This is a genomic window from Bacillus aerius (assembly GCF_029894105.1).
Taxonomy (GTDB): Bacteria; Bacillota; Bacilli; order Bacillales; family Bacillaceae; genus Bacillus; species Bacillus altitudinis.
Map to the genome: position 1 here is coordinate 1,588,503 of NZ_JARYHO010000001.1, position 26,229 is coordinate 1,614,731.

Consider the following 26,229-nt stretch of genomic DNA (forward strand, 5'->3'; position numbering starts at 1 on the left):
ACGTTGGATGTAAACCAATACTTAGATATCTTTTTAGATGAAAGCAGAGAACACTTACAAACTTGTAATGAAAAACTTCTTGAATTAGAAAAGAACCCAACAGACTTGCAGCTAGTGAATGATATATTCAGAGCCGCTCATACACTGAAAGGCATGAGTGCAACGATGGGCTTTGATGATATGGCTCAATTAACACATCATTTAGAAAACATGTTTGATGCCATCAGAAACGAACAAATGATTGTCACTCCTGAATCAATGGATACGATGTTTGAAGCACTTGATCACCTTGAAGCGATGGTTCAATCGATTGCAGAGGGCGGGGATGGAAAACGTGATGTCACGGAGATTAGTAAAAAACTAGATGTGACAGGAAGCCATGCAGAAACAGCATCTGCCGTTGAGACTGCTGAAGCATCATCAGCTGCAAGCGACCTAGACTATAACGAATTTGAACGAACAGTTCTTGATGAAGCGAGAGAACAAGGCTTTAAATGTTATGAGCTGAACGTGACATTAAGTGACGCATGCTTATTAAAAGCCGTTCGTGTCTATATGATTTTTGAAAGACTGAACGAAGCAGGAGAAGTTGTCAAAACGGTTCCGAATGCAGAACTTTTAGAATCAGAAGATTTTGAATCTGAATTCAGCATTTCTTACTTATCGAAACAGCCGATGGAAGAAGTGAAAAAAATCGTGACAGCGATCTCAGAGGTTGAACAAGTGGAGATTTCTGAAGTCTCTGCCTTTGAAGAAGCGGCTCCGGCTGAAACAAAAGCAGAGAAACCTGAGCAGAAAAATGAAGAAGTCGCAGCTCCTGCTGCTAAAGCGCCAGCAAACGATGCGCCAAAAGCAAATGGCAATAACGGTGCAGCTGCCGGCGGAACGAAAACGATCCGTGTCAACATCGATCGTCTGGATTCACTTATGAACTTGTTTGAAGAGCTTGTCATTGATAGAGGACGTTTAGAACAGATTGCTAAAGAACTTGAAAACAACGAACTCACGGATACAGTGGAAAGAATGTCCCGTATTTCTGGAGACCTGCAATCGATCATCTTGAACATGAGAATGGTGCCTGTAGAAACGGTGTTTAACAGATTCCCACGTATGATTCGTCAATTGACGAAAGAGCTCAATAAGAAAATTGAACTGATCATTGAAGGTGCTGAGACAGAGCTTGATCGAACAGTGATCGATGAAATTGGCGATCCGCTATTACACTTACTTAGAAACAGTCTCGATCACGGGATTGAATCACCAGAAGAACGTGTGAAAAAAGGCAAACCAGAAAAAGGAACTGTTCTTTTAAAAGCATATCATAGCGGAAACCATGTCTTCATTGAAGTCGAAGATGATGGCGGCGGGATTAACCGTAAAAAGGTCCTTGAAAAAGCATTAGAGCGCGGGGTTATTACAGAAAGAGAAGCGGAAACACTTGAAGATCACCAAATTGATTCATTGATCTTTGCAGCAGGGTTCTCTACAGCTGATACGATTTCTGATATCTCGGGCCGAGGTGTAGGTCTTGACGTTGTGAAAAACAAGCTGGAATCATTAGGTGGTTCTGTGAGTATTAACTCAACAGAAGGTCAAGGCTCACTGTTCTCAATTCAGCTTCCACTCACATTATCGATCATTTCCGTACTTCTTGTGAAACTAGAGGAAGAAACATTTGCTATTCCGATTTCTTCTATTATAGAAACAGCTGTCATTAAGAAGAGTGACATCCTTCAAACGCATGATCGTGAAGTCATTGATTTCCGTGGATTTATCGTACCGGTTGTGTACTTGAAGAAACAGTTCAACGTACCAAATGCGAATGATTTAGAAGAAGAACTGCACATTATTGTTGTCCGTAAAGGAGACAAGCTAACAGCATTTGTGGTCGATTCGTTTATCGGTCAGCAAGAGGTTGTATTAAAATCACTTGGAGATTACCTACCAAACGTATTTGCGATATCAGGCGCAACAATCTTAGGTGACGGTCAGGTTGCACTCATCGTTGACTGTAATGCACTGATTAAGTAAAAAACAATAGAGGAGCGGTCTGAAATGAGTACAGATATCAAAACTGGCGAAAAGATGATTGTGTTTATCGTAAACAAAAAAGAATACGCCATTTCAGTATCAGAAGTAAAGTCCATTGAAAAATGGCAGCAGCCGACAAGAGTTCCTGGCGTTGCCCCTTATATATGCGGTGTCATTAATCTACGTGGTGTCGTGACACCTGTCATTGACCTTAGAGTGAGACTTGGATCAACTGACAACGAGATTACAGACGAAACAAGAATGATTATTGTACAAGTTGGTGACATTGAAGTCGGCTGGATTGTTGATGAAGCAAATGATGTCATTACTGTTCATCAGGAAGAGGTAGAAACTTCTACTGATTCAGCTGAAAAAGAAGGACTGTCATGGGTGACAGGAATTATTAAGCATGATCAGCGTCTATTCAATATCATTCATGCTGGTGCGGTCCTCGACAAGAGCGTGCAAGATGCACCTGTTCATTAAGGGGGATGTGAGATGAGCATTTTCAATGAAATTAAAGATGAACAGCTAGATATATTAAGTGAGGTTGGGAATATCGGAGCAGGCCATGCAGCGTCTGCTCTTGCCAGCCTATTGAATCGCAAAATTGATATGGCTGTTCCTTTTGTCAAAGTTCTCTCGTTTGAAGATTTAATGGATTTCTTTGGTGGAGCAGACCTTCCAGTTGCCAGTATCTTTTTGCGAATGGAGGGTGATCTTACCGGTTCAATCTTTTTCATTATGCCGTTTGAACAAGCTGAACAATTTGTAAGAGAGCTTGTTCAGGACCCAGCATTTGATATTGATACGATTCATGAACACATGCTAGGAACATCAGCGCTTCATGAGCTAGGAAATATTTTAGCAGGCTCTTATTTATCAGCACTTGCCGATTTAACAAAACTGCAGCTTCACCCAAGTGTTCCAGATGTCACGCTAGACATGTTTGGGGCTGTCATTAGTGAAGGATTAATGCAGTTTAGCCCGCTCGGCGATCAGGCGATTGTGATTGATACATCGATTTTCGATGATCAAAATCAGCAAGAGCTGAAAGGAAATATGTTTCTATTACCAGACTTTGAATCGTTTGAAAAACTGTTCAAAGCATTAGGTAACCTATAATGAACGTGCAGATTCCGGCAGTTGTAAAGGTTGGTATAGCGGATGTTCAGCTTGTGAAAACACCGGACCGTATTCGGACATCCGGTCTCGGTTCTTGCGTAGGACTTGTCCTTTTTGACCAAGAAAAAAAACTGGCAGGACTTGTCCATGTCATGCTTCCAGACTCCTCTCTTTCAAAAGGAGCGGTAGAGAACTTGGCTAAGTATGCAGATACAGGTGTCAAGCATACAATTGATCTGCTCTTAAAAGAAGGAGCGCGCAAACATGCGCTAAAAGCGAAGCTTGCTGGCGGCGCAGAAATGTTTAAATTTAAGTCAACCAATGATCTGATGAGAATTGGACCTAGAAATGTATCAGCTGTGAAAGAACATCTGTCTCTTCATCATATCCCGATCATTAGTGAGGACACGGGCGGAAACAATGGACGCACGATTGAATTCGATCCGCTTACAACAGAACTTGAGATCCGCACTGTGAAACAAGGCATTATGAAGATATAACTAAGGAAGTATAGGGGGAGAAAGATGCAATCCTTAAATTACGAAGATCAGGCGCTATGGGCTAGATGGAAAGAGTGGAAGGACCCAGCTGCTGGAGATGATCTTATGCGCCGCTATATGCCGCTCGTCACATATCATGTTGGAAGAATTTCCATCGGTCTCCCGAAGTCAGTGCACAAAGAAGACTTGATCAGTCTAGGGATGCTCGGTTTATATGATGCCCTTGAAAAATTTGACCCCGGAAGAGATCTGAAGTTTGATACATATGCATCCTTCAGAATTCGCGGGGCCATCATCGACGGTCTTCGTAAAGAGGACTGGCTGCCTCGTACATCAAGAGAAAAAACAAAAAAAGTAGAAGCGGCAATTGAAAAGCTTGAACAGCGATATTTACGAAATGTGACACCAACAGAGGTTGCTGAAGAACTCGGCATGAGTGAACAAGATGTGGTCACAACGATGAATGAAGGGTTCTTTGCGAATTTGCTCTCGATTGATGAGAAGCTGCATGATCAAGAAGACGGAGAAAACGTTCAAGTCATGATTCGCGACGAAAAGACTGTGACACCTGAAGAAAAAATGCTGAAAGATGAATTAATTGAACAGCTTGCCGAAAAAATGACAGAGCTTTCGGAAAAAGAAAAGCTTGTGATTAGTCTTTTCTATAAAGAGGAATTGACGTTAACGGAAATTGGTCAAGTGCTTAATTTATCGACCTCCCGCATTTCGCAAATTCATTCAAAGGCATTGTTCAAGCTTAAGCATCTGCTTGATAAAGCCATTCAATCTTAAAGAGTTAGTGAGTGAAAAAATATGCTATGGCTGATTAGCTTTATGCTTCATGCTGCACTTATTTATTTTGTGATCATTTTATACACGAGAATGAATTCGCTGAAGGCAACAGAACAAAAGCAGCGAGAGCTTTTAGAAGAAACGGAAAATACCCTGGCTGCATTTTTGATGGAAGTCAAAGAAGAGAATGAAAAACTATCAAAAGCTGCAGCCACTTCCCCTGATTTTTCTGCTGAAGAGCTGAAATCGGATCTTCAGACACCAAAGCAGCCACAACCACCAATTGAATCCCAGCAATCGGTAGAAAGTGAAGATCCAGTTCCAGAGCACCTGTCGACTCTCCTTAGCGAAGTTGAGGTGCAGGAAGAGAAGGTAAACGAACCCGTTTCAAGTCTCGAAACAGAAGCTTCTGCGCCTTCTGAAAGTGAAAGAGAAGAAACATTTGAGGATCAAGTAAAGGCCTTATATGATCAAGGGCTATCATTAGAAGAAATAGCGAAAGAATTAAAAACGGGCAAGACAGAAATCGAGCTTTTATTAAAATTTAGCGGAAAGCTGTAAAGGATTCTTGATTGTCAGTCCATCATGTGTTATATTATTTCTTGGTGTTAAATACACACGCTTAATGATTCGTATGAAGGTGCTGCCGTGGCGCAGTTTTATGTGAACATGACTTAAGCGGAGGAAAAAAAACCATTATATTAGGAGGCAACAACATGTCAGTTATTTCTATGAAACAATTGCTAGAAGCTGGTGTTCACTTCGGTCACCAAACACGCCGTTGGAACCCAAAAATGAAGCGTTACATCTTTACAGAGCGTAACGGTATCTACATCATCGATCTTCAAAAAACGGTGAAAAAAGTAGAGGAAGCTTACAACTTCACGAAAAACCTTGCTGCTGACGGAGGAAAAATCCTTTTCGTTGGTACGAAAAAGCAAGCACAAGATTCAGTGAAAGAAGAAGCAATCCGTTCTGGTATGTTCTATGTAAACCAACGCTGGCTTGGTGGAACGTTAACAAACTTTGAAACAATCCAAAAACGTATCAAACGTTTAAAAGATATTGAAAAAATGCAAGAAAACGGTACGTTCGAAGTTCTTCCTAAGAAAGAAGTCGTTCAACTGAAAAAAGAATTAGAACGTCTTGAAAAATTCCTAGGCGGAATCAAAGACATGAAGGGTCTTCCAGATGCACTTTTCATTATCGACCCTCGTAAAGAGCGTATTGCAGTTGCAGAAGCTCGTAAATTGAATATCCCAATTATTGGTATCGTTGACACAAACTGTGATCCAGACGAAATTGATGTTGTGATCCCTGCAAACGATGATGCAATCCGTGCTGTAAAACTTCTAACTGCTAAAATGGCAGATGCGATTCTTGAGTCTAAACAAGGCGAAGAAGAAGCTGTTGTAGAAGAAACGACAGAAACTGAAACAACAACTGCGTAACCTATTCAAAAGGTGATAAGAGGGAACTGCCTTTTATCACCTTTTTTTCACCTAGTAATCCGTGTTTTAACATAGAAGGAGGAAATGTAAAATGGCAATTACTGCTCAATTAGTAAAAGAACTGCGTCAAAAAACTGGTGCAGGTATGATGGACTGTAAAAAAGCGTTAACAGAAACTGATGGTGACATCGACAAAGCAATCGATCTTCTAAGAGAAAAAGGGATCGCAAAAGCTGCGAAAAAAGCAGACCGTATTGCGGCAGAAGGATTAACTCTTATTAAAACTGACGGCAACACTGGTGTTATCCTAGAAGTGAACTCTGAGACTGATTTCGTTGCGAAAAACGAAGGATTCCAAAATCTTCTTAACGAACTTGCTGATCATTTACTTGCTGCGAAACCTGCAACAATTGAAGAAGCACATGCTTCTAAAATGGAAAATGGTTCAACAGTTGAAGAACATATTACTTCTGCAATTGCGAAAATCGGAGAAAAAATTACGCTACGCCGTTTCTCAGTCATCACAAAAGAAGATAACGCTGCATTCGGTTCTTACTTACACATGGGCGGACGTATCGGTGTATTAGCGGTTCTTAACGGAACAACTGATGAAGAGCTTGCGAGAGACATCGCAATGCACGTTGCTGCTGTAAACCCTAAATACATTTCTCGTGACCAAGTGTCTGAAGAAGAAGCAAACCGTGAGCGTGAAGTATTAACACAACAAGCGCTTCAAGAAGGAAAGCCTGAAAATATCGTTGCTAAAATGGTAGAAGGCCGTCTAAACAAATTCTTCGAAGAAATTTGCTTACTTGACCAAGCATTCGTTAAAAACCCAGATGAAAAAGTGAAACAAGTTGTAGGTGCGAAAAACGCAACTGTTCAAACTTATGTTCGCTATGAAGTGGGCGAAGGTATCGAAAAACGTCAAGACAACTTTGCTGAAGAAGTCATGAGCCAAGTGAAAAAATAATGTTTGAAAAGCTCTCTGGGGCTTTTTTAGGGAGCACAAGCACTGTGTTCCCTATTTTTTAGAGGATATTGATTTACAAAAGACGGTTTCTTACGCATAATAAGAGACGGTATAGTTTACACTTGGAGGTTATCATGAGCAAACCGAAATATAATCGCATTGTACTGAAGCTAAGTGGAGAAGCACTAGCTGGTGATGCTGGAAATGGAATTAACCCAACTGTCATTCAATCAATTGCAAAGCAAGTAAAAGAAATTGCAGAACTTGATGTTGAAGTTGCAGTCGTTGTAGGCGGAGGAAACCTTTGGCGTGGTAAGACAGGCAGTGACTTAGGAATGGACCGGGCAACAGCAGACTATATGGGAATGCTTGCAACAGTGATGAATTCATTGGCATTACAAGACAGCCTAGAAACGCTTGGCATTCAGTCTAGAGTACAAACCTCTATCGAAATGAGACAGGTTGCAGAGCCATACATAAGAAGAAAAGCGATCCGTCACCTTGAAAAGAAACGTGTCGTGATTTTTGCTGCAGGTACTGGTAACCCTTATTTCTCTACTGATACAACAGCAGCACTTCGTGCAGCTGAAATTGAAGCAGATGTCATTTTAATGGCGAAAAACAATGTAGACGGTGTCTACAGTGCTGATCCTCGTACAGATGCGGATGCAGTAAAATATGATAAGCTTTCATATCTTGATGTACTAAAAGAAGGGCTTGCTGTAATGGATTCTACTGCGTCCTCATTATGTATGGACAATGACATTCCATTAATCGTCTTCTCTATTATGGAAGAAGGAAATATTAAACGTGCCGTCAATGGCGAATCAATCGGAACGATCGTGAGGGGGAAATAACGTGTCAAAAGAAGTGTTGAACCAAACAAAAGAAAAAATGGAAAAAGCCGTTCAAGCATACGGACGTGAACTAGCAACTGTCCGTGCGGGCAGAGCTAATGCTTCCCTTTTAGACAAAGTAACAGTGGATTACTATGGTGCGCAAACACCACTAAACCAAATTGCGTCAATTACAGTGCCAGAAGCACGTATGCTGATTATCACACCTTACGATAAAACAGCGATCGGTGATATCGAAAAGGCGATCCAAAAGTCTGATCTTGGTATCACACCAACAAGTGACGGAAACGTGATCCGTATTGCGATCCCAGCACTAACAGAAGAAAGACGTAAAGAACTTGTAAAAGTTGTGAGAAAATACTCAGAAGAAGCAAAAGTAGCTGTTCGTAACGTTCGTCGTGATGCAAACGATGAATTGAAAAAGCTAGAGAAAAATGGGGAGATCACTGAAGATGAATTAAGATCATCTACAGAGGATGTTCAAAAATTGACAGATGAATATGTCGCTAAAATTGATGAAGTGACAAAAGATAAAGAAAAAGAAATCATGGAAGTTTAAGAAAAAACTATGTACAATAGATAATAGTGAAAAGACCCTCTTCATGTTTACAGGGGGTTTTTTTGTTAATACTGTTGAGGACTATATTATTAGCGGGAACGCAACCTTTTTGGGTGATGGAGGAATCTCATGCTCAATATACTCAAAAATTGGAAGAATCAGCAAACAGCAGCTTCCAACTTAGAAAGCCTGACAAAAGAAGACATATTAAATGGAGAAATTCCTGAACATATCGCCATTATCATGGATGGGAATGGAAGATGGGCGAAAAAACGTGCGCTTCCACGGGTAGCAGGACATCATGAAGGAATGAAAGTTGTCAAGCGCATGACCAAGCTTGCAAATGAGCTGAATGTCAAAGTGCTGACTTTGTATGCTTTCTCTACAGAAAATTGGAAACGTCCAAAACTAGAAGTAGACTTTTTAATGAAGCTTCCTGAAGAGTTTCTAAACATCTATCTGCCTGAACTCATCGAGGAAAATGTCCGTGTGCGTTTAACAGGTGATCCAGACGGCCTCCCGCAGCATACGAAAAAAGCGGTAGAGAACGCAGTGAAGAGTACGGCGAATAATGACGGACTCATTTTAAATTTTGCGCTCAATTATGGAGGACGGACAGAAATTATTTCTGCATGCAGACAAATTTCTGAAAAAGTCAAAGAAGGTAAGCTTCGAGCAGAAGACATCACAGAAGAGATGTTTTCAGCTTATTTAATGACAGAATCTCTTCAAGATCCGGATTTGCTTATTCGTACGAGTGGAGAAATTAGATTAAGCAACTTTATGCTTTGGCAAATTGCATACAGCGAGTTTGTCTTTACGGATGTGCTTTGGCCTGACTTTTCTGATGAGCATCTCATAGGCGCTATCGGAGAGTACCAGCGCCGCGGCCGGAGGTTCGGTGGAATTTAGAGGGTGGTGCAGATGAAACAAAGAATTTTGACGGGTGTTCTGGCAGCTGCAGTGTTTTTACTTGCAGTGATTTATGGACAAATGCCGTTTACCCTGCTGATTTATTTAATGGGAAGTGTCGCTCTCTTTGAGCTTCTTAGAATGAAAAAGATTTCGATTTTCAGCTTTCCTGGCATTGTCAGCTTAATATTGCTTTGGCTTTTAATGGGCGGAGAAAATAGCTTCTTCCCGAACGTAGACGCATCAAAAATGCAGATTGCTTTATTTGCAGTCTTAATCCTTTTAACTTATACAGTTCTGAGCAAAAACTCTTTCACATTCGATGAGGTTGCTTTTGTTATATTAGCCACATTATATATTGGCGTTAGTTTCTATTATTTTATTCAAATTAGAGGCTTGTATGGCATGAGTGCGATCTTCTTCGCAGCGGTGATTATTTGGTCCACTGACTCAGGTGCCTATTTTATTGGGAAATCTATGGGGAAACGAAAGCTTTGGCCAGAGATCAGCCCAAACAAAACAGTAGAAGGATTTATCGGCGGAATCGTCACAGCGGTCGTGCTGTCACTTGTGTTCCAGGCGGTTACAGGATTTTTGCCATCATATCTGCTTGTTATGTTTATTACTCTTTTGCTCAGTATTTTTGGACAGCTTGGCGACCTTGTGGAATCTGCTTTAAAGCGTCATTACCATGTGAAGGATTCAGGGACAATACTCCCAGGTCATGGCGGAATTTTGGACAGGTTTGACAGCTTTTTATTCGTTCTGCCGTTTTTATATCTATTGCTGGCCACGTTTGCTAGCTAACCTCATAGAAACTAATTGAACGAGAGAAGGAGTGGCAATTTGAAATATATTTCGCTATTAGGCGCAACAGGATCAATTGGAGAACAAACATTAGATGTGATCAGGCAGCATCCAGACAAATTCAAGTTGAAAGCGATGACGTTTGGCAGAAATATAGACAAGGCCATCCCTATCATTGAACAATTTCACCCTGAATTTGTTGGATGTGTAGACGAAGAGACCTATCGCACGTTAAAAGGTCATTCATTTCAATACGATGTCAAAATGGCTGCGGGTGATGAAGCGAACATCGAAGCAGCGACCTATGATGCAGTGGATGTTGTGGTCAATGCACTGGTAGGAAGTGTCGGACTTGTGCCAACATTAAAAGCCATTGAACAAAAAAAGACGATCGCACTTGCAAATAAGGAAACACTTGTGACAGCTGGTCATATAGTAAAAGAGTACGCCAAAAAGTATGACGTGCCTTTACTTCCTGTCGATAGTGAACACTCCGCTATTTTTCAATCCCTGCAAGGTGAACAAGCTAAAAACATTGAACGCTTAATCGTCACAGCTTCAGGCGGCAGTTTCCGAGATAAAAAACGCACGGAGCTTGAAGGTGTAACGGTAGAAGAAGCGCTGAATCATCCGAACTGGTCCATGGGCGCAAAAATCACGATCGATTCAGCGACCATGATGAATAAGGGGCTTGAGGTGATTGAGGCGCATTGGCTGTTTGATATCCCATACGATCAAATTGATGTGCTGTTACATAAAGAGAGCATCATCCATTCCATGGTGGAATTCCATGACAAAAGTGTCATGGCTCAGTTAGGTACACCTGACATGAGGGTTCCGATTCAATACGCGCTCACTTATCCTGATAGAGCGCCATTAAAAGAAGCGAAATCATTAAACCTTTGGGAGATTGGACAATTAAATTTCCAAAAAGCGGATTTTGACAGGTATCGCTGCTTACATTTTGCTTATGAATCAGGTAAAATAGGAGGGACAATGCCTACTGTGCTTAATGCAGCAAATGAAATAGCTGTTGATGCATTTTTAAAAGGCAAAGTAACGTTCCTGCAAATTGAAGAATTGATTGAAAAGGCACTGAACAGACATCATGTGATTTCAACGCCTAGTTTGCAAGATATCCATGAAGTGGACAAAGATACACGAGACTTTGTTCAATCAATCCTCGCATAAGGTGGTATGTTCGTGAATACAGTGATTGCGTTTATTATTATTTTTGGAACGCTCGTTTTTTTCCACGAGCTTGGCCATTTAATTATGGCGCAGCGCGCAGGCATTTTATGCCGCGAGTTCGCAATTGGTTTTGGACCGAAGATTTTCTCCTTTAAACGAAAAGAAACCGTCTATACCATCAGACTTCTGCCAATCGGCGGATTTGTTAAAATGGCTGGAGAAGACCCTGAAGTCATTGAAATTAAACCGGGTCATACAGTGGGGCTCTTATTCAATGAGCAAAATGAAGTAGAAAAAATCATTTTAAATGATAAAGAAAAATATCCTGATGCACTTGTCATTGAAGTTGAACAAATTGATTTAGATCATGCGATGAGAATTTCAGGATATGAGGCTGGAAATGAAGACATTCTGACTGGCTACAATGTAAGCCAAACAAGCTTCTATATTGCAGATGGTGAAGAAATTCAAATTGCGCCATACAACCGTCAGTTTGGTTCAAAAACAGTATGGCAGCGTATTAAAGCCATTGCAGCTGGACCGATTATGAACTTTATCCTGGCATATGTGATTCTAGTGGCTTTAGGATTTATTCAAGGTGTAACCGTGGATGATCCTGTACTTGGTAAGCTGACAAAAGATGGCCGGGCAGCGCAAGCTGGGCTTATGCAGGGAGATCATATCGTTTCAATTAACGGGGATAAAATGAATTCTTGGACAGACGTTGTTCAAACGGTTCAAAAGAACCCAGATAAAAAAATGAATGTCGTCATTGATCGAGACGGCAAAGAAAGCACCATCCAAGTTGTACCAGAAGCTGTGAAGGCCGAAGGAAAAACCATTGGCCGTTTTGGCTCTTATCCGCCAACGGAAAATGGCTTTCTCAAAGTCATTTCATCCTCAGGCACTACAGTGATATCTACAGCAGGTCTCATCTTAACGAACTTGCAAAAGATTGTCACAGGACAATTTTCGTTAGATATGCTTGCAGGTCCTGTTGGAATATATGACATGACAGGAGAAGTAGCGAAACAAGGTGTGTTAACATTAATGCAGTTTGCTGCGTTTCTTAGTATCAACTTAGGGATCGTGAATTTATTACCGATTCCTGCATTAGACGGAGGAAGATTACTTTTCCTATTCGTTGAAGCCATTCGCGGCAAACCAATTAATCGTGAGAAAGAGGCACTTGTTGTCTTCATTGGTGTTGCGTTCCTCATGCTATTAATGCTAGTAGTGACATGGAATGACATCCAGCGATTATTTTTATAAAAACCATTCTCTCTTGTTTCTCATTCTGGGAAACAAGAGTTTTTGTGAGAAGTCCTATTTCTTAAATGAGGTGTAACGACATGAGACAATCCCTGACTTTCATTCCAACTCTTCGAGAGGTGCCAGCAGATGCTGAGGCAAAAAGTCATCAGCTGTTAGTAAGAGCTGGATTTATTAGACAAAACACGAGCGGTATCTATCATTATCTGCCGCTAGCACATAAAGTGATTCAGCACATTCAATCCATTGTTCGCAAGGAAATGGAAAAGGCGGGAGCAGCTGAGCTGTTAATGCCAGTGCTGCAGCAAGCAGAAATGTGGCAAGAGTCAGGAAGATGGTATACATACGGTCCAGAACTCATGCGTATGAAAGATCGCCACGGCCGCGAGTTTGCACTTGGCCCAACACACGAAGAAGTGATCACATCACTCGTACGCAGTGAAGTCAAATCGTATAAAAAGCTTCCTTTGACACTGTATCAAATCCAATCTAAATTCCGTGATGAACAAAGACCTCGCTTTGGATTATTGCGCGGACGTGAATTTATTATGAAGGACGCCTATTCATTCCACTCTTCACCAGAGAGCCTTGATGACACATACAACAAAATGTTTACAGCTTACTCGAATGTCTTTTCAAAAGTAGGTCTTAACTTTAGACCAGTCATTGCCGATTCTGGGGCAATGGGAGGAAAAGATACACATGAGTTTATGGCACTGTCAGAAGTAGGAGAAGATACAATCGCATACTCTGACACATCTTCCTACGCTGCGAACATTGAAATGGCTGAGGCTGTGTATCACGGAGAAGAAGCAAACCCTGCGGACTTCAAAGAACTTGAGAAAGTACACACGCCGCAGGTGAAGACGATACAAGATGTTGCGTCATTTTTAGAAGTGGCTCCTTCTACATGTATCAAATCTGTCTTGTTTAAAGCAGACGATGCGTATGTACTTGTCCTGACAAGAGGCGATCATGAAGTAAATGATGTGAAAGTGAAAAACTTAGTTGGAGCACAGCTTGTAGAGCTTGCTTCACGTGAGGAAGTACTAGACGTGATCGGAACAGAACCAGGATTTGTTGGACCAGTGAAGCTTGAAGCGGAAGTAACGATTTATGCAGACCACGCTGTCAAAGGAATGACAAATGCAATTGCAGGTGCAAATGAATCGGATTATCACTATGTCAATGTTAATCCTGCTCGTGATCTATCAGTGAAGGAATATACAGATCTTCGCTTGATTCAAGAAGGAGACGTTTCTCCAGATGGTGAAGGAACAATCCAGTTCGCAAAAGGAATTGAAGTAGGACAAGTCTTTAAGCTAGGCACACGTTATTCAGAGGCAATGGATGCAACATACCTCGATGAAAATGGACGTGCGCAGCCAATGATCATGGGCTGCTATGGCATCGGAATTTCTAGAACCCTTTCTGCGATTGTTGAACAACATCATGATGACAAGGGGATTATTTGGCCAGAAACAGTTGCACCATATGATCTTCATCTACTTGCCTTAAATATGAAAAACGATGCACAAAAGGAACTGGCTGAAACGCTGTATGAGCGTTTACAGGAAGAGGGCTATGAAGTCCTTTTCGATGACCGCCAAGAGCGTGCAGGCGTCAAATTTGCCGACAGTGACTTAATTGGACTGCCAATTCGCATTAGCTGCGGGAAACGTTCAGAAGAAGGTATTGTCGAAGTGAAATTCAGAAAATCAGGTGAATCACACGAAGTATCTGTTGATGAACTGATTTCATTTATACGCCAAGCATAAAAAACGAACAAAAAAATGAAGGTACCTCCTGCAAAAAAGAGGTACCTTTCTGATTTGCAAAAGGAGGGTCCTGTCTTGGATGAACAATTACCGATTACCCGGCGGCAATTTCATATATTACTCAATCAGATTCAAATGACAGATGATGACCTCAGCCGTTACTTTGAAGAAGGCGAGATCGTCAAATTGACGGTGCATAAGGCGGCAAAAACGTGGCATTTCCATTTTAAATTTAAGGCGCTTTTGCCTTACAAAGTATATGCAATGTTTTTAAGCAGGTTGACAAATGCATTTTCTCATATCGCACAAGTCACTTGTACGATTGAAGTCAATGATCCGCACATATCTGAAGAGCTCGTTCAATCGTATTGGTCACATTGTGTGGAAGAGCTTCAAGGAATTTCTCCCCCAATCATCAGCTTGCTTCAACAGCAAAAACCAGTGCTGTCTGGACATAAGATCATCATCAAAACAAAAAGCGAAACTGAGGCTCTGGCCATCAAGAAGAAATATAGCCCAATGCTCCAGGCTGCATTTAAACAAGTTGGTTTTCCAGAACTTCAATTTGATACAGAAATTTTTGTATCAGATCAAGAGATTCAGAAGTTCAGAGAACAAAAACTTGCTGAAGATCAAGAAAGAGCCATGCAAGCCCTTGTTGAGATGGAGAAGAAGGAAAGTGAGGATCAAGAGGAAGCCCCTTCTGGCCCTCTGATGATTGGCTATCAAATCAAAGACAATGAAGAAATACGTACGCTTGATAGTATTATGGACGAAGAAAGACGAATCACCGTCCAAGGATACGTGTTTGATGCAGAAACGCGCGAACTAAAAAGCGGCAGAACCCTTTGTATCTTTAAAATTACCGATTATACGAATAGTATTTTGATCAAAATGTTTGCGAGAGAAAAAGAAGATGCCCAGCTCATGAAATCCTTGAAAAAAGGGATGTGGGTCAAAGCAAGAGGGAGCATTCAAAACGATACGTTTGTGAGAGATCTTGTCATGATCGCAAATGACGTCAATGAAATGAAACCTCAGCTGAAAGAAGATACTGCACCAGAGGGAGAAAAGCGTGTTGAGCTTCATTTGCATTCGCCAATGAGCCAGATGGATGCTGTCACTGGCATCGGTAGACTTGTTGAACAAGCAAAAAAATGGGGGCATGAGGCCATTGCCCTGACAGATCACGCCGTTGTACAATCCTTTCCAGATGCGTATGCAGCAAGTAAAAAGCATGGCATCAAAATGATGTACGGGGTGGAAATCAATTTAGTCGATGACGGGGTTCCGATAGCGTATAATCCAGAGCACCGCTTGTTAGAAGATGCGACGTTTGTCGTATTTGATGTTGAGACAACGGGACTCTCTGCTGTGTATGATACGATCATTGAGCTTGCAGCTGTGAAAATCAAAGGCGGGGAAATCATTGACCGCTTTGAGGCATTTGCAAACCCTCATCATCCGTTATCAGCAACAACCATTGAACTAACCGGTATCACGGATGACATGGTGAGAGATGCACCAGATGTGGTCGATGTTGTTCGGGATTTCAAAGAGTGGATTGGACAAGATATCCTTGTTGCTCACAATGCGAGCTTTGATATGGGCTTTTTAAATGCAGCATATAAGCGACTGTTAAAAACAGATAAAGCGTCAAACCCTGTCATTGATACACTAGAACTCGGCCGATTCCTTTATCCAGAATTTAAAAATCACCGGCTGAACACGCTGTGTAAAAAGTTCGATATTGAACTCACGCAGCATCACCGGGCGATTTATGATGCAGAAGCAACTGGTTACCTCATGCTGAAGATGCTAAAAGATGCGGCTGAAAAAGAGATTGCCTACCACGATCAATTAAATGAAAACATGGGGCAGTCCAATGCGTATCAGCGCTCACGTCCTTACCATGCAACCGTGATTGCACAAAATGAGACGGGTCTAAAGAATTTATTTAAGCTTGTTTCACTTTCTCATATTCATTATTTCTACCGCGTGCCGCGTATCCCTCGTTCACAGCTTGAGAAATATCGAGAAGGTTTAATTGTTGGGTCTGCTTGTGATAAGGGTGAAGTGTTTGAAGGGATGATGCAGAAGTCACCTGATGAGGTAGAAGACATTGCCGCATTTTACGACTATTTAGAAGTTCATCCGCCAGAAGTGTATCAGCATTTACTCCAGCTGGAGCTTGTTCGGGATGAACGTGCATTAAAAGAGATCATCACAAACATTGTGAAACTTGGTGAAAAACTGAATAAACCAGTCGTGGCGACTGGAAATGTGCACTACCTGCATCCAGAAGACAAAATTTATCGCAAAATCTTAATTTCATCACAAGGCGGGGCGAATCCGCTGAATCGTCATGAACTGCCAAAAGTTCATTTTAGAACAACTGATGAAATGCTAGAAGCATTCTCTTTCCTTGGAGACGAGAAGGCAAAAGAGATTGTCGTGACGAATACGCAAAAAGTATCTGAGATGATCGAAAGTATTAAACCAATCAAAGACGATCTTTATACACCAAAAATCGAAGGTGCAGATGAAGAAATTCGGGAAATGAGCTATAACATGGCTCGCAGCATCTACGGTGACGATTTACCGAAAATTGTAGAAGACCGGATTGAGAAAGAATTAAAGAGTATTATTGGTCACGGTTTCGCTGTTATTTATTTAATTTCTCATAAGCTTGTTAAGAAATCACTTGATGATGGATATCTAGTTGGTTCAAGGGGATCAGTTGGTTCATCTCTCGTTGCGACATTAACAGAGATTACAGAAGTGAACCCGCTTGCGCCGCACTATGTATGTCCAAGTTGCAAGCACTCTGAGTTCTTTAATGACGGATCGGTTGGCTCAGGATTTGACCTTCCTGATAAAGACTGTCCTGAATGCGGGACGCCGTATAAAAAGGACGGACACGATATTCCGTTTGAAACGTTCTTAGGTTTTAAAGGAGATAAAGTGCCTGATATCGACTTGAACTTCTCAGGAGAATATCAGCCGATTGCCCATAACTATACGAAAGAGTTGTTTGGTGAAGAGTATGTATACCGCGCAGGTACAATCGGTACCGTTGCAGAAAAAACGGCATATGGTTATGTGAAAGGCTACGCAGGAGATCATAACCTTCATATGAGAGGTGCTGAAATTGACCGGCTCGTACAGGGCTGTACGGGCGTCAAACGGACAACAGGCCAACATCCAGGCGGTATTATCGTCGTGCCGGATTATATGGACATTTACGATTTCTCACCAATTCAATATCCAGCAGATGCGACAGGTTCTGATTGGAAAACGACGCATTTTGATTTCCATTCAATCCATGATAACTTGCTGAAACTAGATATTCTTGGACACGATGATCCAACGGTCATTCGGATGCTTCAGGACTTGAGCGGAATTGATCCAAAAACGATTCCGACAGATGATCCTGAGGTCATGAAAATCTTCCAAGGAACGGAACCTCTCGGTGTCACAGAAGAACAAATTGGATGTAAAACGGGAACACTTGGGATCCCAGAGTTTGGCACAAGGTTTGTTCGTCAGATGCTTGAGGATACAAAACCGACCACCTTCTCGGAGCTTGTTCAGATCTCTGGTCTATCTCACGGTACAGATGTATGGCTCGGCAACGCCCAAGAGCTGATTCATAATAAAACGTGTGAACTAAGCGAAGTGATTGGCTGTCGTGATGATATTATGGTCTATCTGATTTATCAAGGTTTAGAGCCGTCACTTGCCTTTAAAATCATGGAATCTGTTCGTAAAGGGAAGGGACTTCCTCCTGAATGGGAAGAAGAAATGAAGAATAATAACGTACCGAACTGGTACATTGATTCTTGTAAAAAGATTAAATACATGTTCCCTAAAGCCCACGCGGCTGCTTATGTATTAATGGCTGTTCGGATTGCTTATTTCAAGGTGCACCATGCACTTCTGTACTATGCGGCTTATTTTACCGTTCGTGCTGATGATTTTGATATCGAAACGATGACAAAAGGATCGAATGCGATTCGAGCGGTCATGGACGATATTAACTCAAAAGGTCTTGATGCATCACCGAAAGAGAAGAACCTATTAACTGTACTAGAGCTTGCACTTGAAATGTGTGAAAGAGGCTATCACTTTAAAAAAGTAGACCTATACCGATCAAGTGCCACTGAGTTTATCATTGATGGAGACGGGCTAATCCCGCCATTCAACTCCATCCCTGGACTCGGAACAAACGTTGCGTTAAATATTGTACGCGCACGCCAAGATGGTGAATTCCTTTCAAAAGAAGATTTACAAAAACGAGGAAAAGTGTCTAAGACCATCCTTGAGTATTTGGATCGTCAAGGTTGCTTAGAAGCACTTCCTGATCAAAACCAGCTTTCTTTGTTCTAATGTAAAAAATGAAGAGCGCCCTTAAAGGGCGTTCTTTTTTGTATATACAATAATATTATTATGTTAACTAAATATTTTAACTGGAATTATTTTCTTGTTGGTTCATATATCTTGTTTTAACGTCGTGTTTTGAGAGAAGAGATTGTATGTCATTCTTTCTACCCAAATAGAGCAAAAAAGAGAATTTAGCCGTCTGAAATGTTCTCATACGACATATGATCATTTTGGGTACAGTCACATGAAGAATCAGGAGAAAACCCTCGGTGAGCGTCAAGCTGATGGCTGTTTACTATGCACATTTTTGAAACACGCTTGATTCTTTTCAACACTGTACAAAACACGAACGGAATAACAAGGAGGTGGTCATTTCTTGTTCAATGTTTCACGTTTAAGAAAAAAGAAGGGGTGAGAAGTAGGTACATGTCAGATTACAACTATGTAGAGGTGCTTCAAAAATCGATTTTGTTTTACGAAGCCCAGCGTTCCGGAAAGCTTCCTGAAAGCAATCGTCTTAACTGGCGAGGGGATTCTGGACTAGAGGATGGGAAAGATGTTGGTCATGATTTAACAGGCGGCTGGTACGATGCTGGTGATCATGTGAAGTTCGGGCTTCCGATGGCTTACTCGGCAGCCGTGCTTGCATGGACAGTCTATGAGTACCGAGAAGCTTACGAAGAGGCAGAGCTGCTTGATGATATGTTAGATCAAATCAAGTGGGCAACCGATTATTTTTTGAAAGCCCATACAGGTCCAAATGAATTTTGGGCACAAGTAGGCGATGGGAACGCGGATCATGGCTGGTGGGGTCCAGCAGAAGTGATGCCGATGAATCGGCCGGCATTTAAAATTGATGAACATTGTCCAGGAACAGAAGTAGCCGCCCAAACCGCAGCCGCTTTAGCAGCAGGTTCAATTATTTTTAAAGAAACTGATGCGCCTTATGCAGCAAAGCTTCTCACCCATGCAAAACAGCTTTATGCATTTGCTGACCAATATCGCGGTGAGTATACAGATTGTGTCACCAATGCGCAGCCATTTTATAACTCTTGGAGTGGCTATATTGATGAGCTCATTTGGGGTGGAATATGGCTCTACTTGGCGACAAATGACCAGACCTATTTAAACAAAGCACTAAAAGCAGTAGAAGAATGGCCGAAGGATTGGGACTATACGTTTACGATGTCGTGGGACAATACCTTTTTTGCTTCGCAAATTTTACTTGCGAGAATCACAAAGGAGAAAAGGTTTATCGAATCGACGGAGCGTAATCTCGATTACTGGTCGACGGGTTTTGTTCAAAATGGAAAAGTAGAAAGAATCACTTATACGCCTGGCGGACTAGCGTGGTTAGATCAATGGGGTTCACTTCGTTATACAGCAAATGCTGCATTTTTAGCGTTTGTGTACGCAGATTGGGTCTCTGATCAAGAAAAAAAGAATCGATACCAAACGTTTGCGATCAGGCAAACACACTATATGTTAGGGGATAATCCGCAAAATAGAAGCTATGTCGTTGGGTTTGGCAAAAATCCGCCGATGCATCCACACCATCGAACTGCACATGGCTCATGGTCTAATCAGCTGACAACTCCTTCTTCTCATCGGCACACGCTTTATGGAGCGCTTGTTGGGGGGCCTAATGCACAGGATCAGTATACTGATGACATCTCTGACTATGTATCAAACGAGGTAGCAACAGACTATAATGCCGCCTTTACTGGAAATGTAGCCAAAATGGTACAGCTGTTTGGTCAGGGGCAGTCAAAACTGCCGAATTTTCCGCCTAAAGAAAAAGTGGAAGATGAGTTTTTTGTAGAGGCAGCTGTCATGAGTAACGATACAACATCTACTCAGATCAAAGCCATTCTATACAATCGATCAGGCTGGCCGGCCAGAAGTAGTCAATCACTTTCTTTTAGATATTATGTCAATCTGAGCGAGATATTTGCGAAGGGATTCACTGATAAAGATATTCAAGTGACAGCTGTCTACAATGAAGGCGCTTCCTTATCTCCGTTAACGGTGTATGACGCATCATCCCATATCTATTTTACAGAAATCGATTTTACTGGCGTAGCTATTTTTCCAGGAGGCGAATCGCTTCATAAGAAGGAAATACAGTTCCGGTTATCTGCGCCAAATGGTGCGAATATATGGGATGCCTCAAATGATTATTCCTTTCAAGGATTAACATCCAATATGCAAAAAACAGCGAGAATTCCTGTTTTTGATCAAGGTGATTTAGTATTTGGTACGCTTCCGAATAAATATAAAGGGTGAGGACATGACAAATAAAGAACGGTTTTTAACACTTTATCATCAAATGAAAAACGATGCGAATGGATATTTTTCAAAAGAAGGCATTCCGTATCATTCCGTTGAAACACTCATTTGTGAGGCACCTGATTACGGGCATATGACAACTTCAGAAGCTTACAGCTATTGGTTATGGCTTGAAGCATTGTATGGTCACTACACAGGCGATTGGAGCAAACTAGAAGCGGCTTGGGATAATATGGAGAAGTTTATCATTCCAGTAAACGAAGATGGACATGACGAACAGCCGCATATGAGTTCTTACAATCCATCCAGCCCAGCCACATACGCTTCAGAAAAACCATATCCAGATCAATATCCGAGCCAGTTGACGGGTGCTCGCCCTGCTGGTCAAGATCCAATTGATCAAGAACTGAGGTCAACTTACGGAACGAATGAAACGTATTTAATGCACTGGCTTCTTGATGTAGACAACTGGTATGAATATGGGAATTTGCTCAACCCATCACATACAGCCGCATATGTAAACACATTCCAGCGGGGTCCGCAAGAATCCGTATGGGAGGCCATCCCTCATCCATCACAAGATGATAAAACGGCCGGAAAGCCCAATGAAGGTTTCATGAGCTTGTTCACAAAAGAAAATCAAGCGCCCGCCGCCCAGTGGCGCTATACAAATGCGACGGATGCTGATGCGCGTGCAATACAGGCAATGTATTGGGCAAAGGAACTTGGCTATAATGGGTCAGTCTATCTTGATAAAGCGAAAAAGATGGGTGATTTCCTTCGTTACGGAATGTACGATAAATATTTTCAAACAATTGGAAGCGGCAAGCAAGGTAATCCGTATCCTGGAAATGGAAAAAGTGCATGTCATCACTTAATGGCATGGTACACCTCTTGGGGCGGGGGACTTGGAGAATATGCAAATTGGTCATGGCGTATCGGAGCGAGCCATTGTCATCAAGGGTATCAAAACCCAGTCGCTGCTTACGCTTTATCCTCAGATAAGGGAGGCTTAAAGCCATCGTCACCGACTGCTGCAAGTGATTGGGAAAAGACGTTAAAGAGACAGCTTGAATTTTACGTCTGGCTTCAATCAAAAGAGGGAGCGATTGCAGGAGGTGCTACCAACAGCTGGAATGGAGACTATAGCGCTTATCCAGCAGGAAGAAGCACATTTTATGATATGGCTTATGAAGATGCGCCTGTTTACCATGATCCTCCGTCCAATAATTGGTTTGGAATGCAAGCATGGCCGATTGAGCGTGTAGCAGAGCTTTATTATATCTTTGCAAAAGATGGCGACAAAACATCTGAAAATTTCCAAATGGCCAAATCTGTCATCACAAAATGGGTCAACTATTCACTAGATTATATTTTTATTGGCACGCGTCCTGTGTCGGATCAAGATGGATATTTTTTAGATGGTCAGGGTCAAAGGATTCTAGGGGGGACAAATGTTGCTGTTGCTACGACGAGTGCACCTGGAGAGTTTTGGATTCCTGGGAATATAGAATGGAGCGGTCAGCCTGACACTTGGAGCGGGTTCCAATCTGCAACAGGTAATCCAAATTTAACGGCAGTTACAAAAGATCCTACTCAAGATACTGGTGTACTGGGCAGTCTAATCAAAGCACTTACATTCTTTGCTGCTGCAACACAGAAAGAGACAGGAAACTACACAGCACTTGGCATAAGAGCAAAAGAGACAGCGGCTCAGCTCCTTGAGGTTGCTTGGAATTACAATGATGGTGTAGGGATTGTGACAGAGGAAGACAGAGAAGACTACCACCGTTTCTTTAAAAAAGAAGTGTACTTCCCAAATGGCTGGAACGGAACATTTGGTCAAGGAAATCAGATCCCTGGTTCCAGCACCATTCCTTCTGACCCGCAGCGAGGAGGTAACGGAGTGTATACGAGCTTTGCAGATCTTCGTCCGAAAATCAAGCAAGACCCAGCTTGGTCAGCCCTGGAGAGTAAATATCAATCATCTTTTAATGAAGCAACAGGCAAATGGGAAAACGGAGCGCCAAGTTTCACCTATCACCGTTTCTGGTCGCAAGTTGATATGGCTACGGCTTATGCAGAATACCATCGTCTCATAAACGAATAGAACGTAGTACAGCTGCCGGCTTTTTTAGTCGGCGGTTTCCTAATAAGATAAATGAAATGAAAGCAAAGGTGATGTCATCATGGTTAATAAGAAAGAATTTATGAATCATTCATCGAATGGCGGATCACAGGAACAAGAAAATCAAAGCTGGAGAAAAGAAGCAAATAATCGAATCTTACAACATAGACAAAGAGAGCTTGTCATAAACGTCATCAATAAGGAACAAAAGCCAGTTGCCGGAATAGAGGTGGAAATAAAACAAATCAGACATGAATTTGCATTTGGTTCAGCAATGAATGACCAAGTTCTATTCAATCAAACGTATGCTGATTTTTTTGTTCAACATTTTAATTGGGCTGTGTTTGAAAATGAGGCAAAATGGTATGCAAATGAGCCTGAAAGAGGGAAAATAACCTACGAAAAAGCAGATGCCATGCTGAATTTTGCCAATAGACACCAAATTCCAGTGAGGGGGCACGCCTTATTTTGGGAGGTAGAGGATGCCAATCCAAACTGGCTGAAATCATTACCGAATCATGAAGTATATGAAGCCATGAAAAGGCGGCTTGAGCATGCAGGCAATCATTTCAAAGGGAAATTCCGTCATTGGGATGTAAACAACGAAATGATGCATGGTTCATTTTTTAAAGACCGGTTTGGGAAACAGATTTGGAAATGGATGTATGAAGAAACGAAAAAAATTGATCCTCAAGCCTTGCTGTTTGTCAATGATTATAATGTAATCTCATACGGCGAACATCACGCATATAAAGCACATATCAATGAACTTCGTCAGTTGGGGGCACCGGTTGAGGCTATTGGAGTTCAAGGTCACTTTGAAGATCGAGTGGATCCAGTCGTTGTAAAACAAAGACTAGATGTGCTTGCTGAGCTTGGTCTACCGATATGGGTGACAGAGTATGACTCTGTTCACCCGGATGCCAATAGACGAGCGGATAACTTAGAAGCTTTATATCGGGTTGCCTTTAGTCATCCAGCCGTAAAAGGTGTGCTGATGTGGGGGTTTTGGGCGGGTGCTCATTGGAGAGGTGAGCACGCAGCCATCGTGAATCATGATTGGTCGTTAAATGAAGCAGGCAGGCGTTATGAAAAGCTTCTACAGGAGTGGACGACACAAAGAGTGGAAAAAACAGATGCGAATGGCCAAGTGACATGTCCAGCGTTTCACGGGACGTATGAGGTTCGAATTGGTGAAGAAAGTAAAATGTTGCAGCAGCAGACGATTGAACTTGATTCAACTAAACAAACACCGCTTCAACTAGATATCATCGTACCAGTAGAATAAGAGATTGTGAGGAGAATGGAATGAAAAAATGGGTTCAACGGGTGGCTTGTTTTATGCTGCTGATCACTTTATGGGCGGGTTGGTTCACTCTGACCGTAAAGGCCTCCTCCTATGTGCAAACATCTGGTACACATTTTGTATTGAACAACCACCCATTTTACTTTGCTGGCACAAATAATTATTATTTTCATTACAAATCAAAAAAGATGGTAGATGCTGTTTTTGACGATATGAAGGCAATGGATTTAAAGGTTATTCGTATTTGGGGATTTCACGATGGTACCCCACAAGAAAACTCAGTCTTACAATCTCGTCCAGGTGTTTATGAAGAATCCGGATTTCAAAAACTAGACTATGCGATTTATAAAGCAGGGCAGGAAGGAATCAAGCTGGTCATCCCACTCGTGAACAATTGGGATGACTTTGGCGGGATGAATCAATATGTGAAGTGGTTTCAGGCAGGATCACATGATCACTTTTATACAGATTCTCGGATTAAAACAGCTTACAAAAACTATGTGCGCTATGTATTAGAGAGAACCAATACGTACTCAGGTGTTCAATATAAAGATGATCCTGCTATTATGACATGGGAGCTCGCCAATGAGCCGCGCGCTCAGTCAGACCCTTCGGGAGATATACTAGTAAACTGGGCAGATGAAATGAGTGCATGGATCAAATCAATTGACTCGAATCACCTTGTTGCAGTAGGAGACGAAGGGTTCTTTCGCATGACAGGTCATGACGATTGGTTTTACAATGGGGGAGAAGGTGTTGATTGGGATCGTTTGACTGCTCTCCCTCATATTGATTATGGAACCTATCATTTATACCCGGATCACTGGAATCAGTCTGCTGCATGGGGAGTGAAATGGATAAAAGATCATATCACCCGAGGAAACGAAATTGGAAAACCTGTTGTATTAGAAGAGTTTGGCTATCAAAATCAAGCAGCCCGTCCTGATGTATATGATAGCTGGCTGAAAACAGTTGAACAGCTCGGAGGCGCAGGTAGCCAATTTTGGATTTTAACAAGCATTCAAGACGATGATTCCCTCTACCCGGATTATGACGGGTTTCGAGTTTTAAAGGAGAGCCGGGAGGCAGGAATCATTCGTGAACACGCCAAAAGAATGAATGAAAAGAACTGATGAAGAATGCCTGTTTATAAGGAACTTCATTTGCATAAAAAAATTGGATATGGTATAGTTTTTATGGAAATGCTAACGATTACCGAGACAAGAGTGGGGAAACCCGCTCTTTTGTATTGAACAGGCAATTTTTGTCTCGACATTATTCATCCGTTTTCTGCTCCCCCTGCTCACAATAAAGCAGGGTTTTTATGCAGAATGATTGATAAGAGCGTTTATCGAAAGCACAAGGAGGAAGAGAATGAGCAAAAAAGTAGTGGACATCGTAAGCGACATGGTACAGCCAATTTTAGATGGCTTACAGCTTGAACTCGTTGATGTTGAATTTGTCAAAGAGGGTCAAAACTGGTTCCTTCGCGTATTTATTGACTCTGACAAAGGCGTCGATATCGAGGAGTGTGCCAAAGTGAGCGAAGCCTTGAGCGAAAAGCTTGATGAGGCAGATCCAATTAGCCAAAACTACTTTCTTGAAGTGTCCTCTCCTGGAGCGGAGCGCCCATTAAAGAAAAAAGCTGATTTTGAAAAAGCACTTGGAAAAAATGTTTTCATGAAAACATACGAACCAATTGATGGTGAAAAGGCATTTGAAGGTGAGCTTACAAGCTTTGATGGTGAGATTGCAACAGTGACAGTGAAGATCAAGACAAGAAAGAAAGAGATCAATATTCCATACGAAAAAATTGCTAACGCAAGATTAGCAGTTTCGTTCAATTAACCTTTTCATTGATATAAGGGGGAACCA

Annotated in this window: 21 protein-coding genes; all 21 read left to right on the forward strand. The window is 41.8% G+C overall.

Annotation, left to right across the window (positions count from 1 at the left end; genetic code table 11):
- Positions 1-3 precede the first annotated feature (3 nt).
- The 21 genes from M2353_RS08190 (at position 4) to rimP (ending at position 26,202) form a co-directional block, all read left to right on the forward strand.
- Positions 4-2,031 (forward strand): chemotaxis protein CheA, encoded by a 2,028-nt coding sequence (locus M2353_RS08190; RefSeq protein ID WP_024720362.1) that lies wholly within the window; start codon positions 4-6, stop codon positions 2,029-2,031.
- 24 nt (positions 2,032-2,055) lie between these two features.
- Entirely contained in the window at positions 2,056-2,517 is a 462-nt protein-coding gene (locus M2353_RS08195) for a chemotaxis protein CheW (protein WP_045034266.1), read from the forward strand.
- A 12-nt stretch (positions 2,518-2,529) separates the two neighbouring features.
- Positions 2,530-3,156 carry a chemotaxis protein CheC gene (locus tag M2353_RS08200; protein WP_007499567.1) on the forward strand — a complete coding sequence of 209 codons (627 nt, stop codon included), beginning with the start codon at positions 2,530-2,532 and terminating at the stop codon, positions 3,154-3,156.
- Positions 3,156-3,656, forward strand: coding sequence for a chemotaxis protein CheD (locus tag M2353_RS08205; RefSeq protein WP_007499566.1), 501 nt, complete (start codon positions 3,156-3,158; stop codon positions 3,654-3,656). The genes M2353_RS08200 and M2353_RS08205 overlap by 1 nt, the downstream gene beginning before the upstream one ends.
- Before the next feature lie 24 nt (positions 3,657-3,680).
- Positions 3,681-4,448, forward strand: coding sequence for a FliA/WhiG family RNA polymerase sigma factor (locus M2353_RS08210; protein ID WP_007499565.1), 768 nt, complete (start codon positions 3,681-3,683; stop codon positions 4,446-4,448).
- 21 nt (positions 4,449-4,469) lie between these two features.
- Positions 4,470-5,009 carry a Swarming motility protein SwrB gene (locus M2353_RS08215; protein WP_284725232.1) on the forward strand — a complete coding sequence of 180 codons (540 nt, stop codon included), beginning with the start codon at positions 4,470-4,472 and terminating at the stop codon, positions 5,007-5,009.
- 155 nt (positions 5,010-5,164) lie between these two features.
- Positions 5,165-5,899 (forward strand): 30S ribosomal protein S2, encoded by a 735-nt coding sequence (gene rpsB, locus M2353_RS08220; RefSeq protein WP_007499561.1) that lies wholly within the window; start codon positions 5,165-5,167, stop codon positions 5,897-5,899.
- Positions 5,900-5,990: 91 nt separating this feature from the next.
- Entirely contained in the window at positions 5,991-6,872 is an 882-nt protein-coding gene (gene tsf / locus M2353_RS08225) for a translation elongation factor Ts (protein WP_007499558.1), read from the forward strand.
- A gap of 134 nt (positions 6,873-7,006) precedes the next feature.
- On the forward strand, positions 7,007-7,729 hold the full coding sequence (pyrH, locus tag M2353_RS08230; protein WP_008344767.1) for a UMP kinase: 723 nt from the start codon (positions 7,007-7,009) through the stop codon (positions 7,727-7,729).
- A gap of 1 nt (position 7,730) precedes the next feature.
- Complete coding sequence (gene frr / locus M2353_RS08235; RefSeq protein ID WP_008344764.1) at positions 7,731-8,288, forward strand: ribosome recycling factor; 558 nt, start codon at positions 7,731-7,733, stop codon at positions 8,286-8,288.
- Between the two features lie 129 nt (positions 8,289-8,417).
- Positions 8,418-9,200 (forward strand): undecaprenyl pyrophosphate synthase, encoded by a 783-nt coding sequence (locus M2353_RS08240; protein ID WP_007499552.1) that lies wholly within the window; start codon positions 8,418-8,420, stop codon positions 9,198-9,200.
- A gap of 12 nt (positions 9,201-9,212) precedes the next feature.
- On the forward strand, positions 9,213-10,007 hold the full coding sequence (locus M2353_RS08245; protein WP_007499550.1) for a phosphatidate cytidylyltransferase: 795 nt from the start codon (positions 9,213-9,215) through the stop codon (positions 10,005-10,007).
- A 39-nt stretch (positions 10,008-10,046) separates the two neighbouring features.
- Positions 10,047-11,198, forward strand: coding sequence for a 1-deoxy-D-xylulose-5-phosphate reductoisomerase (dxr, locus tag M2353_RS08250; RefSeq protein WP_079919196.1), 1,152 nt, complete (start codon positions 10,047-10,049; stop codon positions 11,196-11,198).
- Between the two features lie 6 nt (positions 11,199-11,204).
- Positions 11,205-12,470, forward strand: coding sequence for an RIP metalloprotease RseP (gene rseP / locus M2353_RS08255; protein WP_007499546.1), 1,266 nt, complete (start codon positions 11,205-11,207; stop codon positions 12,468-12,470).
- An 80-nt stretch (positions 12,471-12,550) separates the two neighbouring features.
- Positions 12,551-14,248 (forward strand): proline--tRNA ligase, encoded by a 1,698-nt coding sequence (locus M2353_RS08260; RefSeq protein ID WP_284725233.1) that lies wholly within the window; start codon positions 12,551-12,553, stop codon positions 14,246-14,248.
- A gap of 75 nt (positions 14,249-14,323) precedes the next feature.
- Positions 14,324-18,637 carry a PolC-type DNA polymerase III gene (locus tag M2353_RS08265; RefSeq protein WP_425332868.1) on the forward strand — a complete coding sequence of 1,438 codons (4,314 nt, stop codon included), beginning with the start codon at positions 14,324-14,326 and terminating at the stop codon, positions 18,635-18,637.
- A gap of 420 nt (positions 18,638-19,057) precedes the next feature.
- Complete coding sequence (locus M2353_RS08270; protein ID WP_146270237.1) at positions 19,058-20,917, forward strand: glycoside hydrolase family 9 protein; 1,860 nt, start codon at positions 19,058-19,060, stop codon at positions 20,915-20,917.
- A 4-nt stretch (positions 20,918-20,921) separates the two neighbouring features.
- Positions 20,922-23,030, forward strand: a complete 2,109-nt coding sequence (locus tag M2353_RS08275; protein WP_284725234.1) for a glycoside hydrolase family 48 protein — start codon at positions 20,922-20,924, stop codon at positions 23,028-23,030.
- Between the two features lie 79 nt (positions 23,031-23,109).
- A complete protein-coding gene (locus M2353_RS08280) occupies positions 23,110-24,336 on the forward strand; it encodes an endo-1,4-beta-xylanase (protein ID WP_041507294.1) in 1,227 nt (408 codons plus the stop codon).
- Between the two features lie 20 nt (positions 24,337-24,356).
- On the forward strand, positions 24,357-25,487 hold the full coding sequence (locus M2353_RS08285; RefSeq protein ID WP_072367257.1) for a glycoside hydrolase 5 family protein: 1,131 nt from the start codon (positions 24,357-24,359) through the stop codon (positions 25,485-25,487).
- A gap of 241 nt (positions 25,488-25,728) precedes the next feature.
- A complete protein-coding gene (gene rimP / locus M2353_RS08290; RefSeq protein WP_008344744.1) occupies positions 25,729-26,202 on the forward strand; it encodes a ribosome maturation factor RimP in 474 nt (157 codons plus the stop codon).
- The last annotated feature ends 27 nt before the right edge of the window (positions 26,203-26,229 follow it).